Consider the following 19070-nt stretch of genomic DNA (forward strand, 5'->3'; position numbering starts at 1 on the left):
ATGAAGAAAGTTTTTACAATCATTACAGTCCTTGCCCTGGTACTTACACTGGGGCTCATGGGTTGCGGTCAGTCTCAGACCAGTAACCAGAATTCAGGAGGCCAAGCAAGTGGTGAGCCCAAGCTTAAAGTCGGTGTCGTCTTTGACATCGGTGGAAGAGGAGACAAGTCTTTTAACGACTCTGCTTACAGAGGCCTCGTAAAGGCAGCTAAAGAGTTAGGCGGTTACATCAAAGATGATCCCGACAATGTCAATTATGGAACTAACATCGAAATGAAGTATCTCGAGCCCAAGCAGGGTGGAAGCGACAGAGAGCAGCTTCTGCGTAAACTCGCCGAGAACGGCTACGATCTGGTTATCGGTGTAGGCTTCGCTTTCACAGATGCCATTAAGAATGTTGCCAAGGACTTCCCCAATGTTCACTTTGCTATTATTGACTCTTGTTATAGCCCAGATGAGCATCCAGCCAATGTTACCTGCCTGCTATTCAAAGAGCAGGAAGGTTCTTTCCTTGTTGGTGCTATCGCAGGATATAAGACAGAAACAAACAAGATTGGTTTCATAGGTGGTATGGATATTCCTCTGATTCGTAAGTTCATGGTTGGATACGAAGCAGGCGCTATGTATGTCAACCCAGAACTCCGCAAAGATGGTGCTATTATGACCGCTTTTGTATCTGACGACCCTGGACAGGCTTGGAATAACCCACCAAAGGGTAAAGAGATAGCTATCTCTCAGTATGACCAGGGTGCTGATATTATTTATCACGCAGCAGGCGGAACAGGTATGGGTGTCTTTGAGGCAGCACTTGAAAAGAACAAATGGGCAATTGGCGTTGACTCTGATCAGGGTCTCATACTTGCCACATCTGACCAGGAAAAGGACAGAGAAATGGCAAAGCATATCATCACATCCATGCTTAAGCGTGTAGACACCGCAGTCTACACCATTATCAAGGAAATGTACGATAATGGCAAAGTAGATGCCAAGGTCATGGAGTTTGGTCTTAAAGAGAATGGTGTTGGCTACGCCTACAATGATTACAACAAGGATCTTCTCGATCCTATTAAGCCACAGGTAGACGAGCTGAAGCAGAAAATCATCAACGGTGAAATTAAAGTTCCAGCTACAGATGACGAACTTCAGCAGTTCAAAGCTAGCTTAGGTCAGTAATCTTAAATGCAAAAGGGGGAGCATACGCTCCCCCTTTTATTTTTGTGGGAGGTGAAACAACTTGCCCGGAGATATCATCCTCAAGATGGAAAACATCACGAAACGCTTTCCTGGAGTACTTGCAAACGACCATATTAACTTTGACCTAAGAGAGGGAGAAGTTCATGCCCTTGTAGGTGAAAATGGTGCAGGTAAATCGACTTTAATGAAGATTCTGTACGGACTTTATCATCCCGATGAAGGAACTATCTACATTAAGGTAGACGGTGAACTGAAACCTGTAAAATTTAAAAACCCTCAAGATGCTATCAAACATGGAATAGGAATGGTGCATCAGCATTTCATGCTTGTATACGGTCTTACCACAATTGAAAATATTATTTTAGGTTATGAACCATCAGCTGTCATAGATTTCGATACTGCAAAAAAGGAGATTCAAAAAATAATGGATGAAAGTGGATTACATGTTCCACTCGATGTAGATGTAGAAGTACTTTCTGTGGGCCAGCAACAAAGAGTAGAAATACTTAAAGTGTTATACAGAAAAGCCAAAATCCTCATCCTTGATGAACCAACGGCAGTATTAACTCCACAAGAAACAGATGAGCTCTTCAACATTATTAATAGATTGAAAGAACAGGGGCATAGTATCATTTTCATCAGCCATAAGCTTCACGAGGTTATGGCTATAGCAGACCGCATAAGTGTAATGCGTAAGGGTCGCCTTGTCCATACAATGCCTAAAAGCGAAGCAACAAAAGAAAAAATTGCAGAGCTCATGGTTGGTCATCCAGTGCTTCTGGATGTTCCAAGGCCCAATGTAACTCCTGGTGAGACAATATTAGAGGTTGAAAACCTCACGGTAGAGTCGGATACCAAAGGTGTCATGGCCGTTGATAATGTTAGTTTTTATATACGAGCAGGTGAAATATACGGGATTGCCGGCGTTGAAGGAAACGGGCAGGCTGAACTTATAGAGGCCATTTATGGACTTAGGCCTCCGAAAGGTGGAAAAATCACCATAAAAGGTGAAGATATTACAGGTAAGCCTACCCATGTTATAAGAAAAAAAGGTGTCTCCCACATACCGGGAGATAGGCATAAGTTTGGTGTATTTTTGCCTTTTACACTTGCAGATAACAGTATTCTTGGCCACCATAGAGAAGAAAACTTTGCCAAATACGGCATATTTAGAAAATTCTCCAACATAGCTCAATGGGCCAGAGAGATTATTAAGAAGTTCGATGTTAGAACCCCATCGGAAAAAGTTCCTATGAGTGCTCTTTCCGGTGGAAATCAACAGAAATTTGTTGTGGGAAGAGAGATTAGCTTTGAACATGAACTCATGATTGCAGCACACCCTACAAGAGGTGTAGATATAGGAGCTATGGAATTCATCTATAGACAACTATTTGAGGAGAAAAAACAGAAAAAAGCAATATTACTTGTGTCGGCAGACCTGGATGAGCTGCTGCTCCTTTCTGATAGGATAGGTGTTATGTTCAAAGGGAAGATCATCAAAGAACTTGATAACACGAGCAGACAAGTCACTCCAAAGGAAGTAGGATACTACATGCTCGGTGGAGATGTAGAAATACATGAAGATAGTGACATAGCAGGGGGTGAACAAAGTGCCTAAAAAGAAAACAAACAATATAAAATATTTCCTCTTGTCTCTCGTCGCCCCTGTTGTAGGTATTTTGATATCGGCTATTTTACTATTTTTCTTGATACTACTTATCAGAAAAGGCTCCATCAGTGATACCATTCATGCCTTTTACATCATGGGGCAAACACTAACATCTACCCAAGACTTAGGGTACATTATTGCAAGAGCTGAGCCTCTTGTTATATCTGGTATTGCCGCAGCAATAGCATTTAGAGCAGGTGTCTTTAACATTGGTACGGAAGGTCAATATTATATAGGCGGTCTTGTAGCATCTATATATGCGATTTATTTCTCATTTAAATCTCCTTCACTCCACTGGCTCAATGTCATATTCGTCGTGATTTTTGCCATGCTTGGTGGTGCATTATGGGCACTTATACCAGCTATTTTGAAGGTAAAAAAGGGAGTACACGAAGTTATCACAACCATCATGATGAATCAAATCGCATACACAACAGCCAAATATTTTGTAAATGGACCTCTAAGTGGTGTCAAAGGTGGAGAAAGTTTGGAACCCAAAACAATGAATTTCCCTGCAGCTGTGGATTTCCATAGACTATACGATATATTCCATGGACATTTTCCATTCCCCAAATATATTCCACTATATGAAAGTCTCTTTATCGCAGCTATAATAGTTTTCGTAGCATATATCATTATCTTCTACACCAATTGGGGATTTGAAATAGAGATGCTTGGAACAAATCCCAATGCCACAAAATACAGTGGTGTGCCTCCTAAAGTAGTGGTTTTTAATGCCATGCTGTGGAGTGGTGCCATTGCAGGACTGATTAACATCCAAGAAATATTTGGTATTAAAGGCTACTATACTCACCATATGACAAGCGGACTAGGCTTTGATGGTATTGCTGTAGCACTTATTGGATACAACAATCCTATTGGTGTGGTTTTAGCCGCATTTCTCTTTGGTTTCCTCAGAACAGCGGGTTATAATCTACAATTTGAGCTCGGTATACCAAACTCTACAATGGACCTCATTACAGGTTTTATTATCATTGTCATGGTAATAGCAAGTGTGGCAATGAATAGATATATATCCAAGCTCCGTAGAAAAGAAGTCCTCTCTGAGGCAGGTGATAGATAATGTGGCAAACAATTTGGTTTATTATTAGAAGTACCATAATATCTTCAGCTCCAATCGGATATGCTGCACTTGGCGGTGTATTTAATGAACGATCTGGTGTTGTTAATATAGCTCTTGAAGGCATACTGCTTGTGTCATCCTTTGGTTATGTTGCCGGTGCCTTCTTTGGTCACAGTGCTTGGTGGGGATTATTTTGGGGTATTATGGCAGGTCTACTGCTATCACTAATTCATGCCGTGGCAACTGTAACATTCAAAATTAACCATATCGTCAGTGGTGTTGCACTAAATACCATAGCTATAGGTGTAACTCGTATGCTATCGCTTGTCATGTTTGGACAAGAAACACAGAGTAAAACAAACTCTTACACCCAAATATTTGGCATGGACATTCAATGGCTTGTAGCTCTTATGCTATTCCTGGTAATTGCCCCACTATCATATTGGCTTTTGTTTAAAACATCTCTTGGACTTAGACTACGCTCTGTTGGTGAAAACCCAGAAGCTGCAGATAGCTTGGGTATCAGTGTTGAGAAAATGAGATATACAGGTGTCCTTATAGGTGGTGTCATTGCCTCATTAGGAGGTATAGCATTATATCCTACAATATGGCAGAGTGGTATTTCCGGTGGAAGAGGTTTTATCGGTTTGGCATCAATGATTCTAGGAAATTGGATGCCTATCCGTTCGGTACTCGCCTCTACCATGTTCGGTTTTGCCGATGCTATAAGGTTACTTGATTTCGTTAAAGCCTACATACCTGATGAATTCTTAACCGCACTACCCTATGTGCTCGTTCTTGTCGTACTTGCAGGACTTATAGGAAAGGCCAGACCACCAAGAGCCGATGGTGTTCCCTATGTCAGAGGCGAATAATATTACATAAGGCAAATAATGTCAAATATATAAGGGGGACCGAGTGGTCCCCCTATCTTTTTAGCTACAATTTCCTACAAAGTCATTTTCTGTAAATCATTACTGTATTTACTTCGTAAGTAAATAGGCACGATAAAGCATAACAATAACTTCTAATCTTGTAACATTATCAAAGGGTCTAAAAGTACCATCATCATATCCTTTTACTATTCCCTGCTTATACGCTATCTCAAGCCACGGTGCATACCACTTATCTGGTGAAACATCTTTGAATATACCTTCAGGTTGAGTATTCGATACCATTTCATATACAGAATTACCATATATATACTTTAATAAGAATATAGTTGCCTCTAACCTTGATAAAGAAACTGTAGGTCTATAAGTTCCATCTGGGTATCCACTGACCCTATGCATATAAAACAAATTGCCTAACAATCCAAACACTGGCTCTCCAATAGATACATCGGTAAATATTACCCCCTTAAAAAGATAGAATCTCCGATATAAACCACCTATAAGTATCGCCATATCCTTCCTTGTTGCAGGTACTGAAAGATTACTCCATGGAATAACACCGATGTTTTCAAACGATAACACATAATCTGTAGCCCAGTCAGGAACATCATTGGGTAAACCTTTTTCAAATATGGGAATATTCAGATAACTTCCCAAAAAGGGGCTACCAGTTGCCACAACAGATAAAGAAAATTGCCCTTTATGAGTCTTTCTATCTTTAACGGGAATATTGATAATAGCTATCTTTCTACTATCACCAGAGGGAATGGTTATATACTTTCCCGGTCTTATAGCATACTTGACATACTTCTCGTCAATATCATACAAACTGCTATATATAAGGTATTTCCCCGAATACAGAAGAACATTGAGGTTGATATCATCTCTGGAGAGTGTAATGGTAGCATCTTCCTTATTTTCAACAAACACATCAAAACTAACAACGCCTGACGAAGCTGTCAATACACCTTGAAGAAATAACGGTGAAAAAGCAACATCATCTTCGAAATACTTGACACGACTACTATGAACAAAAACCGTATAAAGCCCGCGTACATGATCATTGATACTAACCTCTACTTTGTAAGTTCCATCCTTACACTTTCCTATAACCTGCGTTCCACGATATAAACCAGAAGTTGCATCACCGATAACAGACAGGGGTATATGAAAATATCGTCTTCCCCACGGTGATATCACCTCAATATGAGATAAATAACTAGACTTTTGCTCCATAAAAGATATATCTCTAAGAAACAAATCTATATTGGCAACAAGATTATCACCGTGGCAAGTAAAGTATGTATTCAGTGATACTGAAGGGTTATTACTACCATAGACATATACAGCAGGAACAGTATATAAAAGGATCAAGGATAACAACAATCCTCCAATTACAAATTTAAACATTATTAGTTTTAAACGCATTTTTCACCCACCTATTTATATCTATACCAGATAATACCCTTTTTCGCTCATTTATTGACACATGACTTTGTCTCAGTATATCAGCTATTTCCTTTGGCACATACTGTTCTACCCATTTCTCATATATAACTTTGGCTACGACAGAAGCTGCAGCAACATGAAAATACTTTTCAGCACCAGTTTCCAAGACAACATTTTTGATAAACTGGTCCACCAAAGCACCTTTACTATAACGATCAATAATAATTTGATTTGACAGAGGTAATTTCAACAATGTTCCAATGTACATATAATCTAGCATTCTAGCAATATTTCCCATCCTTGCATATATTCTGTCGAACTGCTCCGGTGTATAAAGCATATATGACACTTTAAGACCATGACCATCAGTTTCTTTGAGCCACTTATAGAGGTCAAACAACCGTTTTTTACTAATATCCTTACTATCCATAAATCCACGACCTTGCAAATCACCATAAACCTGCCTATCCTTTACCCATACACATGACACTACTAGAGGCCCAAGATATTCTCCTTTCCCTGCCTCATCACATCCTACCCCTGGAAAAACTAGACTATTTTCATCCTCAAATATTGTTGTCAGCTGTAAAATCTTTTCTAATCCTGCTTCCTCACCTTGGTAAACCATTTTCCCCGAGGTATAAATATTAACTATCCCATTTTCTGTCCTAAACTGGATACCATATGGGATAGTTTTACTAGGATATTTATCTTTGAGTACTTCCAGAACTTTATCTAGATGTCTTTTAACATTGATTGTTCGGGTTATATTAGCCATCGTCACCCTCCAGATGAAATTGCACTAGCTTAGGTCTACAAATAAAGTGAATAGGCCTTATTGTCCAAATATTACGGGTATGAGCAGGATTGATAATCAAAGCAGTATCTACCCCCCTAGCGGTCCCGCCAAGAGATACAACCACATCTTTTGTGGTTACAAGTCCAGCATCTGCAGCCATTGCGGCAAGTTCTACTGCAACCTTAGTACCCTCTCCCATTGTTCTTAGTGCTAGTGCGAATATCTCAGTAGGATATATTCCCTTAAAGATCTTTCTCATTCCTCTATCAATACCGGCAAATGCATGTGTCATTGTTACCACTTCTATACCCCTATCACGAAGCCACTGCCTAAGTCCCGGTTCAAACTCATCCTCATCATCGTGAAAATATCCTATATGATGGGTAAACACAATCATCCGAACACCTTTAGGCTTCATTTCATACGCCTTCTTGGCAACAATCCCCCTACTTGAAGGCACAAGTACCGTCTTAGACGGTAGTTTCAAAGCATACTCAAAGGCAAGCTCCAAGGTCTTCTCTGTATTAATCTCTCCCGGCATATCGTAAAGTACAGTTTTCAGCTCCACAGCAATCCCTCCTCAATTTCTATCTCTCTATTCCGATTATACATATTGAGGTGGGAAGATATGGCATGGGATATCAACTACGAGCATACAATAGGAACAATCGGACAAGGTGAAAAAAAATCTGATGATAAGTGGGAATTATATCGAATGTTTGTATCTACCCAAATCAAGCAACAAACCCAGCGTCACAAGTTACCCGGCCAACTTGACAACAAGGAGAAAAAAGAAGTAGAAAAGCTTAGGGAAATAGATAGAAAGGTAAGGGCTCATGAGATGGCCCATCTAGTAGCAGGTGGGCCTTATGTCAGAGGTGGCCCATACTATAAATATGTAACAGGGCCAGATGGCAAACGATATGCCGTAGCAGGAGAAGTAAAAATTGACACATCTGAAGAAAAGGATCCGGAAAAAACTATTCAGAAAATGGAGATTGTTAAAAAAGCAGCTCTTGCACCAGCCGACCCATCACCAACAGATAGACGTGTTGCTGCTGAAGCTGCTGCTAAGGAAGCCAAAGCACGGGCTAAACTTATGGAAGAGAAGATGAAGAAATTCCGCGAATCTATGAAAAAACATACATCTATATCTGCAGGCGAAAAGTCTTATGTTTATAATAACCTACTTGCTTCACATAATATGGTATCTTCTATCAATGCCTCCAATAATCCCCCCTTCGTGGGGGGAATAGATATTACTCTTTAAACCTCATTTTTTCCTCTTGTTCTCAAGCATCCTTTTTGTTATAATCTCTCATATTTATCCAAGGGGGGATATGTCATGACAAGAGAAGAAGTTCTTGGTATTGTGAAGGAGAAAAACATTTCGTTCATTAGGCTAATGTTCACAGACCTGGCAGGTATTCCTAAGAATGTAGAAATTCCTGCAGAAGAGCTGGAAAATGCCCTGGAAAATGGCGTGTATTTTGATGGCTCATCAGTTGACGGATTTGTTGGCATCGAAGAATCTGATCTCATCTTGAAACCGGATCTGGATACATTTACTATACTTCCATGGACATTTGAAGAAAACAGACATACCGCAAGATTTATTTGCGATGTATATACCCCGAGCGGCGAACCATTCAGAGGAGATCCTCGTTATGTACTGAGAAAAACACTAAAGAAAGCAAGGGATATGGGCTTTACAGATTTCAAAGTTGGACCTGAGATGGAATTTTTCATCTTCAAAGAAAAAGCCAATGAACCCACAACAGAAATAATAGATACAGGTGGATACTTCGACCTACTTCCTGTAGACAAAGGAGAAAGAGTTAGACAAGACATTGTCATAGCCCTCAAAGAAATGGGCTTCAATATTGAGGCAGCCCATCACGAGGTTGCCCCATCTCAACATGAAATAGACTTCAGATACGGGCCTGCCCTATCTGTTGCAGACAATGTTATTACACTAAAACTTGTTGCTAAGACCATAGCTATTGCAAACGGACTTGTTGCAAACTTTATGCCCAAACCCATTTTCGGTGTCAATGGTTCTGGTATGCATGTACATATGTCTCTCTTCAAAGGAGAAGAAAATGCCTTCTACGAAGAAGGTGGCATATACGGTGGTATTAGTCAGACCATGCTCTATTTTATTGGAGGTATACTGAAACACATTAGAGCACTTACAGCTATCACCAACCCTACGGTAAATTCCTATAAGAGACTTGTACCCCACTATGAGGCTCCAACCAATGCATGCTGGGCCACAAACAATCGTTCAGCTCTTATAAGGGTACCTGCAGCAAGAGGTAAGGGGACCCGTATCGAGCTGAGAAATCCCGATCCTTCTGCCAATCCATATCTTGCATTTGCCGCTATATTGGCAGCAGGTCTCGATGGTATAGAAAACAAGATAACCCCACCTAACCCTGTAAACAAGGTCAACACATACGACCTCAGCGATGAAGAAATGAAAGAGCTTGGCATCATTCCACTACCTGCAACACTGGAAGAAGCACTACTGGAACTTGAAAAAGACGATGTTATCAAGGAAACATTGGGAGAACATGTATACAATATGTTCACCACTATTAAATGGGCTGAATGGAGAGAATACAACATGATTGTGCATGACTGGGAGATTGCTAAATACTGCAGAATATAACCATAAAAAGAAGGGGGACTGCGCGTCCCCCTCTTTCATGGTGGGCGGTGTAGGTTTCGAACCTACGACCTCCTGCTTGTAAGGCAGGCGCTCTCCCGCTGAGCTAACCGCCCATCTATCTCCTCTCCCGTGGCTGGGGGAGGAGGACTCGAACCTCCACGCCGGGATCCAAAGTCCCGTGTCCTGCCACTTAGACGATCCCCCAACCGAGGATCGCTAATGCGATATGTATTATAACACAAAAGCGATCCTCATTCAAGAGGGAAATGACAAGCCACTTTGCGCCCCCCAACCTCTTTTAACTGAGGTTTTTCCTTAAAACATATATCCTTTGCATAAGGACATCTTGTGGAAAATGGGCAACCGGGAGGCGGATTCAGTGGACTTGGCACTTCACCTTGCAATATAATTCTCTTACGCTGCCTCGCTATCTTCGGATCGGGTATGGGTACAGCAGAAAGAAGTGCCTCTGTGTATGGATGAAGTGGCTTTCTAAAAAGCTCTCTAGACGGAGCTTCCTCTACAACATTACCCAAATACATGACAATAACTCTATCAGATATGTATCTAACCATTGATAAATCGTGGGCAATGAACAGATATGTCAAGCCATATTTCTCCTGTAAATCAATAAGCACATTAACAACCTGAGCTTGAATAGACACATCAAGGGCAGAGATGGGCTCATCAAGCACAATTAGCTCTGGTTGCACAGCCAATGCCCTCGCAATTCCTATACGTTGTCTCTGACCACCAGAAAATTCATGTGGAAAACGATTGGCATGCTCCCTAACAAGGCCTACCGTTTCAAGAAGCTGGTATATGCGTTCTTGCCTTTCTTCCTTGGTTTTATACAGCTTATGGATATCTAAGGCCTCGCCAATAATTTCAGCAACTGTCATACGGGGATTGAGTGATGCATATGGGTCTTGAAATACCATCTGTATTTTTCTACGATAGGGGAGAAGCTCTTTATCACTTAGATGGGTAAGCTCTTCATTCTTAAACCAAATCTTACCATCGGTAGGTTTATAAAGCCTTACAATCGTTCTTCCAAGTGTTGTCTTTCCACATCCAGACTCACCAACAATACCAAGCGTCTCTCCTTCGTACACCTCAAAGGAAACCCCATCTACAGCCTTGACATATCCAACAACCTTTTTAGGAAAACCACCTGTAACAGGAAACCATGTCTTAAGATTTTCTATCTTCAATATGACGTTTTTAGACACTTTCCACCACTCCCATCTCCTTAAAAACTTTCCAGCAGTACACTTCTCTATCATCTGTACTGACAGCTACAGGCATTTTCTTAGCACAAATACGCATAGCATAAGGGCACCTGGGATGGAATCGACATCCGGGAGGTGGAGCAATCATATTAGGTGGGCTACCAGGAATAGCATACAACCTTTGACTTCTATCCATATCAAGCTTTGGTACAGCAGAAAGAAGAGCCTCTGTATAAGGATGTAAGGGCTTCTCAAACATGCTATATACATCACCTTCTTCTACCTTCTTACCAGCATACATTACCATGACCCTATCGGCAAACCCTGCAATAACACCAAGATCATGGGTAATAAAGATAACTGCCATATGATATCTTTCCTGTATCTCTTTAACAAGCTCCATAATCTGTGCCTGAACTGTCACATCAAGAGCTGTAGTAGGCTCATCCATGATGAGTAGATCAGGATTAAGGGCAATAGCCAATGCTATCATAACTCTCTGCCTCATACCACCAGAAAATTGATATGGATACTGAGAAAGCCTTTTTTCTGGTTCAGAGATACCAACGGCTCTCAATAATTCTATAGCCCTATCTATCTTTTGTTTTTTTGTTTTAAGATTCGGATCCCTACTAAGAAGCTCCATCATATGATAACCAACCGTCAGCGTAGGATTAAGGGAAGTCATAGGATCCTGAAATACCATGGCAATACGCTTGCCACGATAAGAATTCATTTCCCTATCAGATAATTTCAATAGGTCTATCCCATCAAAGATAATTTCACCACCAACTGTTTTTCCTGGCTGCTGCACCAGTCTCATGATAGACATTGCTGTAACCGATTTACCAGAACCTGATTCTCCAACAATACCTAGAACCTCTCCTCTATCAACAGAGAAGGATACTCCATCGACAGCTTTTACCACTCCAGCATACGTGTAGAAATATGTCTGAAGATTTCTTACTTCCAATAGTGCCATTATCGTCACCTCCTCAGTCTCGGGTCAAGAGAATCTCTTAAACCATCGCCAACAAAGTTGAATGCAAGGGCTATCAGGGCAATTGTCAGAGCGGGAAATAGCATCAACCATGGAGCTGTGCGAATGTACTCAACACCATCAGATGCCAAGCTACCAAGAGAAGCCATTGGGGCAGAAACACCGAGTCCTATATAGCTGAGAAACGCCTCGGTAAAAATAGCATTGGGAATATTCAGTGTAACGGTAACAATAACAGGACCCATAGCATTGGGTATAAGATGCCTAAGTAAAAGTCTTTTGGTGCTTGCACCAAGCACTCGTGCAGCAAGTACAAACTCTTCTTCTTTTAATGTTAAAATTTGACTTCGAACAATTCGGGCCATACCAAGCCAGTAGAAGAAACCCAACGCCAAGAAAATATTGACAAGCCCTGGACCAAGAACGACCATCAATAGGATAACAATAAGCAGTATTGGTATAGCATACATAATATCCACTATACGCATCATTATCTCGTCTACCTTTCCACCCATAAAACCTGATATACCACCATATAGAACACCTATAACAAGCTGAACCATAGCCGCAAGAAAACCAACAGCTAGCGAAATACGGGCTCCATACATCACACGGGTGAATAGATCTCTTCCAACATAATCTGTACCAAACGGATGAGCAAAATTAGGAGGTTCTAATATGGCATTATAATCTTGCTTATCATAAGGATACGGAGAAACAAGTGGGCCTACAAGGGCAAATAGCAATATTATGACCAGAAGAACTAAGCCTATAACAGCTAGGCGATTTTTTCGAAAACGACGCCATACATCTCCCCAAAATGTTACCTGAGGAGCAGTTAGTGCCTCCGCTCCCATCTTTTCAGATTCAGGTATTGGCTCCCACAAACTTTTGTCTTTCAGTTCTTCAACTCTTATATCCACACTCACCTTTACCACCTCACTCATACCTGATACGGGGATCAAGCAGGGCATAAGTAATATCTGCAAGTAAGTTCATAAGAATAAGGAAAGCCGCATAGAAAACGGTAACACCCAGTATAACAGTGTAATCACGATTGTAGATAGATGTAACATAATATCGACCCAGCCCCGGTATATTGAAAATCTTTTCTACAACAAAGCTACCAGTAAAGATTGCAGCAATCAGTGGGAATAGATATGTGACAACAGGAATAAGGGCATTCTTGAGTGCATACACAATAAGAACTCTAAAACCAGACAGTCCCCTTGCCTTAGCTGCTTTAACATAATCGTTGCTAAGAACTTCAAGCATAGAGGCCCTTGTAAGACGGGCAATAACTGCTGTTGGACCTAATGCAAGAGAAAGTGCCGGCAATATCATATGTTCCCATGACCCCCAGTTTGCAACGGGAAGCCAATGCAGTTTTACACCAAAGATATATTGAAAAATCGGTGCTATAACAAACGATGGCAAAGATATAAATAATATGGCAAAGAACATGGAAAACGAGTCTATCAGCCCCCCCTGATGTAGAGCCGATATGCTACCAAGCGATATACCAACAAATGTAGCAATAAGAACCGCCCAAAAACCAAGTTGAGCAGAAACGGGAAAACTCTCTTTAATAATGTCATTGACTGTTCTATCAGGATATTTAAAAGATGGACCTAAATCACCATGAATAATATCATTAAGGTAAAGAATATATTGCTTCCACATAGGTTCATTAAGATGATACTTCTCTTCCAAATTCTTTTTGATAGCCTCTGGAACAGGTTTTTCCCTGTCAAATGGACCACCAGGAATCATGTGTGCTAAAAAGAATGTTACAGTGACAACCACCCAAAGTGCTATAACCATAAGGGCCAGTCGCCTAACAATAAACCTCCCCACTCGCTACACCTCCTCTATAAAAAGCGGGGGGACTATGCGCCCCCCCTGCAAAGTCGCATGTCAAAGTCTTATTTCTGAATATAAGCCTCTTTGAAGTCTACCCAACCAAGAGAAATAGCAGCATAGTTCTTTACATAAGTCTTAACAAGTCTTGGATTGGTGTAGAAGTACAGAGGAATAATAGGCATATCTTCCATTAAAATCTTCTCTGCCTCATGCATATACTGGACTCTCTTAGCATTATCTGTTTCATATTTAGCCTTTTCGATGAGCTCGTCATACTGAGGATTAGACCAACCTGTATCATTATTTCCACTGGTAGAAACAAACATATCGAGGAATGTCATTGGGTCAACATAGTCACCAAGCCAACCTGCACGGGCAAGGTCAAACTGCCCCTCATTACGGCTCTGAAGATAAACTTTCCACTCCTGATTCTGAAGTTCCATTTCAATACCAAGATTTTCTTTTAGCATGCTCTGAATAGCCTCACCAATCTTCTTGTGGCCTTCAGATGTATTGTAAAGGTATATCAGCTTAGGAAAACCTTTTCCATCAGGATAACCAGCTTCAGCAAGAAGCTCTTTGGCCTTCTGTACATCTTCGGAGAAGTAATTTCCACCAACCTGTCTGAAATCTGTTCCCGGCTCGGCATCTGGGATACCCGGTGGAACAAATGCATAAGCGGGCTGCTGACCAGCTTTAAGAATTTTATCGGTAATGACAGATCTATTGATAGCCATGGCAATGGCCTTTCTTACCCTAACATCCTGAAGAGGATTCTTTTCGCCACCCATGGTCTTATCGGAACCGACATTAACAAGAATGTAGTATGTACCCAGAATTGGATCGATATGGAATTCAGGTTTGCCTTTCCACTGGTCAATCTGGGCTGTCGGAATGTTGTCAATCATGTCAACTTCGCCATTCTCAAACATCTGAACAGCAGTATTGGCATCTTCTACCATGTAGAAAACCAACTTGTCAAGTTTAACCTTATCCTTGTCAAAGTAATTGGGGTTCTTCTTCAGGACGAGCTTATCGTGGTGGCTCCACTCGGCAAGAACAAATGGACCATTGGTTACATAAAGGCTTGGATCCTTATCAATGCCCTTAGGCCACTCTGGATGTGCTTTAAGAACATGCTCTGGTAGTGGATAAAGTGTTGGAAATGCTACCAGAGAAAGGAAATATGGAGCAGGCTGTTCAAGCTCTACCTGCAATGTGTAGTCATCAAGAGCTTTTACGCCAACCTCGTTGGGATCGGTGATTTCACCGGTGTTATACTTCTCACCGTTCTTAATGTAATAAAGCTGGTAGGCATACTCAGATGCAATCTCTGGAGAAAGAGCTCTCTTCCAGGCAAATTCAAAGTCGTGAGCGGTTACTGGCTGACCATCAGACCATTTTACATCTTTCCTCAAATGGAAGATATAGGTCTTACCATTGTCTTTAACCTCCCAGCTCTCTGCAACGGCTGGCTGTGGCTTACCATCTCTGTCAAGACGAGTAAGACCATCAAAAGTATGTAACATGACTGTCATTTCAGGAACACCTGTTGCCTTTGCGGGATCAAGTGTCTCAGGCTCTGTACCAAGGTTGTACCTTAGTACCATCTCTGCTTTCTGCTCTTGTCCCTGACTCTGTTCTTGCTTCTGCTCTCCACAACCTACAAACATACCAAAGATAAGTCCGAAGACTAGAAGCAAGGTAAGAAATACTCTAAATTTTTTCACTGCTACTCCCCCTTTCGGAAGTTTTTTCACATAAAGTATTATACTAAAGATGCAACTATATGCAAAAAGGAGGTCATTTATGCGAAAATCAGGACAAGCAGATTTACCACTTCACGGGGGAAAAGCACCACGCTGGCTCTTCTCACGTATGGTAAGGTTAAGCAGGGTTTTTATAGAACTTGTACTCATAGAATTCGGACCTGACAAATTTATTGATATGCTATCTGACCCATACTGGTTTCAGGCATTCGGCAGTTTCCTTGGATTTGATTGGCACTCCTCAGGTCTAACAACAACAACACTCGGAGCCATAAAAATGGCATTATCAGAACTTCCTCCCAACATCGGTATATTTATTGCCGGTGGCAAAGGTAAAACAATGCGCAAAACCCCTGTAGAAATAGAATATACAGCTAAGTATCTAAAAATCTCTCCAGAAAAGCTGAAGTCTATCAGTAAAATAGCCGCTAAAGTAGATAGTGCATGGATCCAAGATGGATATAATATTTATCACCATAACATCATCTACACGTCCGATGGAAAATGGACTGTTATACAACAGGGCATGAATCCACAAAACAAATATGCACGAAGATACCATTGGCATTACAAACATATCAACGATACACTAACAACTCCTCATTCAGGAATTGATACCAAGGAATTAGAGAAAAAAGTATTCAATCTAACAACAAAGAAGTCAGAACCTACCAAACAAAGCATTCTGCAATTGTTCCATGAGATAAAACCTTCTGAGATAGAAAGCATATTCAAGAGTCTATCGGAAAAACAAAATAGCCTTTTTATGCCTGCACATCACGATGTTCGTCTAAAGTTCAGTGGCAATTTAAAAAAGGTTATTCTCTCTACATATGAGAATCCACCTAAAAATATACATGAACTGGCACTTTCCAAACTTGGCCCAGCTTCTACACGAGCTCTAGCAATGGCTGCCTCGTTACTATATGGTTCTGATATAGACTTTACCGACCCAGCTGTATATTCTTATGCACACGGTGGTAAAGATGGGCATCCATATCCTGTGAATATTAAGATATATGAAAACACAATAGCCATACTTGAAAAAATAGCCCGCTCACCGGGAGAAGAAAGCAAGCGAGCTAGAAAAATCCTCCAACAACTAGCTAATCTTCTCAAATAATGATTCTATATGTTTTAGTAGGTCATCGGCAACACCGGAAATATCATCTTTTTGTCCGACGGCTCTATATATTTCTGCAGAAAAAACAATGCCATTATCAACTTCTTCCTCAGGAATCCAAAAAGCACCGACTAGTTCATTTTCATGTTCATAAAATCTCACTAAAACTTCCTGGTCCTTGACTCTTACAATTCCATAAGCCTTTTTTTCTGCCAGCTTCTTTAAGAAATCTATCATAGCTCCCACCTCCTAAAAGACAATAGGGGCTACCGATTTGGTAGCCCCTATATTATAAGGTATAACTTACACTTAGTCTTCTTCTTTCTGAGACTCTGCTATAATCTTTTCTGCCATATGAGCAGGCACTTCGGCATAGTGGTCAAATTCCATCTGGAATGTGCCTCTGCCACCGGTGATAGATCTTATGGCACGGGCATAATCCATAAGCTCAGCATAAGGAACCTCAGCTATAATAACTTGATATTTACCCTCTGTATCCATGCCTATAATACGACCACGTCTAGAGTTGATATCTCCCATAATATCACCAACATAGTCCTTGGGCACTTTAACAGTAAGCTTGTAGATTGGCTCAAGAAGTATTGGTTTAGCATTCATCATAGCCTCTTGGAATGCCAGAGAACCAGCCACCTGGAAGGCATAATCTGAGGAATCAACAGGATGCTCTTTACCATCAAATAGTTTCACATGAACATCAACAACAGGATAACCTGCAATAACTCCCTTAGCCATACGCTCTCTTACACCTTTATCTACAGATGGGATATATGTACGGGATATAGCACCACCAAATATAGCATCTTCAAACTCATAACCTTTTCCTCTTTCAAGAGGCCAAATCTCTATGTGAACAACAGCATATTGACCATGTCCACCTGTTTGCTTAACGAATTTACCGACAGCTTTGGCCCTACCCTTTATGGTTTCTCTATAAGGTACCTTACGTGGAACAAGATTGACATCAACATGATACTTATTATGCAACCTCTCAAGAAGAAGTTTCTGCTGAACATCACCTTGTAAGTTCACCACAGTCTGATGCATTTCTGTGTCATAGAATGTCTCAAACGATGGATCTTCCTCATTACATTTATGCAATGCCTGTAAAAGTTTCTCCTGGTCAGTCTTGGTTTTAGGTTCTATGGCGATAGGCATAATAGGCTGTGGATACGGTATCTTGGTAAGCTCTACAGGGTTATTGGGGTCTGTAAGTATCTGATTGGCAGATATCTCTTCTACCTTTGTAATAGCTCCCATATCACCAGGCCCAATCTCATCAATTTCTGTGAGCTCCTTACCTAAAATTTCATAAATATGGTTGATACGTACCTGTGCTCCTGTATCTTTAACAAGAACAGTATCACCTTTCTTTAGAGAACCGCCAAATACCCTAAAGAGAACAATTTTACCAATATATGTATCTATATAAACTTTAAATGTAATAGCACCAAATGGCTGCTCTATCAGAGGTTTGTCAGCAGTATATGCTTTCTCCCATATACGCTCTGCAGGGGATGGAACATCTTCTTTGATTACCTTCAAAAGCTCATCTATACCGATATCTTTCTCGACAGAGCCAGGAATAACAGGAATAAAATTGCCCTCAAGGAATGCTTCCTTCATAGCCCTTCCTATTTCTTCCTTGGTAATCTCCTCACCGCCAAGATACTTTTCCATAATTTCATCGTCTATCTCAACGACAAGGTCCATAACCCTTTCCTTCAGCTCATCGGCAAGAGCTTGAACTTCCTCGGGAAATTCATCGGAAAATATAGATACAAGCCCCTTAAAGTTTGGTCCTTCCCCTACTGGAAGATAAAGGGGCATTGCTTTCTTTCCAAAGGCATTCCAAATAACCTCAAGGTACTCTCTAAAGTTTACCCCTTCTTTATCCATCTTATTGACAAAGATAATACGGGGCATATCATGATCTTCTCCACGATCCCACAATCTCTCTGCCTGTACACCTACTTCACGGGCAGAAATATCAAGAACAAAAATAGCCGTCTCACTAACATGAAGGGCTGCACATGCCTCACCGGCAAAGTCTAAATAACCGGGAGTGTCAATCATGTTAACCTTAACACCTTCATACTCAAATGGAAGCAGTGTTAAATTAACAGACATGCCGTGCTCTTTTTCAAAATCGTCGAAGTCGGAGATACCGGGAGCCTTAATCTTGCCTACCTTCATAAGTATTTTCTCGGCAAGGGCAGTTTTACCAGTGCCGTGATGTCCAACAAGGGCTACATTACGAATAGTTTTAGGGTCTCTCATAAAGCATCGCCTCCTATTTGATT

General features: G+C 40.9%; 17 protein-coding genes and 2 tRNA genes. 7 read left to right on the forward strand and 12 right to left on the reverse strand.

Annotated features, from left to right (window positions below):
- From GM182_RS05155 to GM182_RS05170, 4 genes are all read left to right on the forward strand, one after another.
- The gene (locus tag GM182_RS05155; RefSeq protein WP_449186051.1) at positions 1-1173 is read left to right on the forward strand and encodes a BMP family lipoprotein; all 1173 of its coding nucleotides are present in this window, start codon (positions 1-3) and stop codon (positions 1171-1173) included.
- A 61-nt stretch (positions 1174-1234) separates the two neighbouring features.
- Positions 1235-2812: an ABC transporter ATP-binding protein gene (locus GM182_RS05160; protein ID WP_449186052.1), complete on the forward strand. Its 1578-nt coding sequence runs from the start codon at positions 1235-1237 to the stop codon at positions 2810-2812.
- On the forward strand, positions 2805-3947 hold the full coding sequence (locus tag GM182_RS05165; protein WP_449186053.1) for an ABC transporter permease: 1143 nt from the start codon (positions 2805-2807) through the stop codon (positions 3945-3947). Before GM182_RS05160 ends, GM182_RS05165 begins: the two co-directional genes overlap by 8 nt.
- On the forward strand, positions 3947-4822 hold the full coding sequence (locus GM182_RS05170; protein WP_449186054.1) for an ABC transporter permease: 876 nt from the start codon (positions 3947-3949) through the stop codon (positions 4820-4822). Before GM182_RS05165 ends, GM182_RS05170 begins: the two co-directional genes overlap by 1 nt.
- 108 nt (positions 4823-4930) lie before the next feature.
- On the opposite strand, the gene GM182_RS05175 is transcribed toward GM182_RS05170, so the two are convergent.
- From GM182_RS05175 to GM182_RS05185, 3 genes are read right to left on the reverse strand one after another with little or no spacing between them, the layout of a single operon-like run.
- The gene (locus GM182_RS05175; RefSeq protein ID WP_449186055.1) at positions 4931-6268 is read right to left on the reverse strand and encodes an S-layer homology domain-containing protein; all 1338 of its coding nucleotides are present in this window, start codon (positions 6266-6268) and stop codon (positions 4931-4933) included.
- On the reverse strand, positions 6243-7067 hold the full coding sequence (locus tag GM182_RS05180) for a hypothetical protein (RefSeq protein ID WP_449186056.1): 825 nt from the start codon (positions 7065-7067) through the stop codon (positions 6243-6245). Before GM182_RS05180 ends, GM182_RS05175 begins: the two co-directional genes overlap by 26 nt.
- Positions 7060-7656, reverse strand: a complete 597-nt coding sequence (locus tag GM182_RS05185; RefSeq protein ID WP_449186057.1) for a pyruvate kinase alpha/beta domain-containing protein — start codon at positions 7654-7656, stop codon at positions 7060-7062. The genes GM182_RS05180 and GM182_RS05185 overlap by 8 nt, the downstream gene beginning before the upstream one ends.
- A 60-nt stretch (positions 7657-7716) precedes the next feature.
- Here GM182_RS05185 and GM182_RS05190 point away from each other — a divergent pair, with 60 nt between their 5' ends.
- Positions 7717-8358 (forward strand): putative metalloprotease CJM1_0395 family protein, encoded by a 642-nt coding sequence (locus tag GM182_RS05190; protein WP_449186058.1) that lies wholly within the window; start codon positions 7717-7719, stop codon positions 8356-8358.
- A gap of 75 nt (positions 8359-8433) precedes the next feature.
- Entirely contained in the window at positions 8434-9762 is a 1329-nt protein-coding gene (locus tag GM182_RS05195) for a glutamine synthetase family protein (protein WP_449186059.1), read from the forward strand.
- 38 nt (positions 9763-9800) lie between these two features.
- Here the strand turns inward: GM182_RS05195 and GM182_RS05200 are convergent.
- The 7 genes from GM182_RS05200 to GM182_RS05230 form a co-directional block, all read right to left on the reverse strand.
- Positions 9801-9875: transfer RNA gene (locus GM182_RS05200), tRNA-Val, on the reverse strand.
- Positions 9876-9892: 17 nt separating this feature from the next.
- Positions 9893-9967, reverse strand: a tRNA-Gln gene (locus tag GM182_RS05205).
- Between the two features lie 46 nt (positions 9968-10013).
- On the reverse strand, positions 10014-10994 hold the full coding sequence (locus tag GM182_RS05210; protein WP_449186060.1) for an ABC transporter ATP-binding protein: 981 nt from the start codon (positions 10992-10994) through the stop codon (positions 10014-10016).
- The gene (locus GM182_RS05215; RefSeq protein ID WP_449186061.1) at positions 10987-11976 is read right to left on the reverse strand and encodes an ABC transporter ATP-binding protein; all 990 of its coding nucleotides are present in this window, start codon (positions 11974-11976) and stop codon (positions 10987-10989) included. The genes GM182_RS05210 and GM182_RS05215 overlap by 8 nt, the downstream gene beginning before the upstream one ends.
- A gap of 5 nt (positions 11977-11981) precedes the next feature.
- Positions 11982-12923: an ABC transporter permease gene (locus GM182_RS05220; RefSeq protein WP_449186062.1), complete on the reverse strand. Its 942-nt coding sequence runs from the start codon at positions 12921-12923 to the stop codon at positions 11982-11984.
- A 10-nt stretch (positions 12924-12933) separates the two neighbouring features.
- A complete protein-coding gene (locus GM182_RS05225; RefSeq protein ID WP_449186063.1) occupies positions 12934-13851 on the reverse strand; it encodes an ABC transporter permease in 918 nt (305 codons plus the stop codon).
- A 68-nt stretch (positions 13852-13919) separates the two neighbouring features.
- The gene (locus GM182_RS05230; protein ID WP_449186064.1) at positions 13920-15587 is read right to left on the reverse strand and encodes a peptide ABC transporter substrate-binding protein; all 1668 of its coding nucleotides are present in this window, start codon (positions 15585-15587) and stop codon (positions 13920-13922) included.
- A gap of 79 nt (positions 15588-15666) precedes the next feature.
- Between GM182_RS05230 and GM182_RS05235 the strand changes: the two genes are divergently transcribed.
- A complete protein-coding gene (locus tag GM182_RS05235; RefSeq protein WP_449186065.1) occupies positions 15667-16749 on the forward strand; it encodes a DUF763 domain-containing protein in 1083 nt (360 codons plus the stop codon).
- Here the strand turns inward: GM182_RS05235 and GM182_RS05240 are convergent.
- Positions 16729-16986 carry a hypothetical protein gene (locus tag GM182_RS05240; RefSeq protein WP_449186066.1) on the reverse strand — a complete coding sequence of 86 codons (258 nt, stop codon included), beginning with the start codon at positions 16984-16986 and terminating at the stop codon, positions 16729-16731. The genes GM182_RS05235 and GM182_RS05240 overlap by 21 nt on opposite strands.
- Before the next feature lie 72 nt (positions 16987-17058).
- Complete coding sequence (gene fusA, locus GM182_RS05245) at positions 17059-19047, reverse strand: elongation factor G (RefSeq protein WP_449186067.1); 1989 nt, start codon at positions 19045-19047, stop codon at positions 17059-17061.
- Positions 19048-19070: the final 23 nt, after the last annotated feature.

The organism is Zhurongbacter thermophilus (genome assembly GCF_026184435.1).
Lineage (GTDB): Bacteria > Coprothermobacterota > Coprothermobacteria > Coprothermobacterales > JAADFF01 > JAADFF01.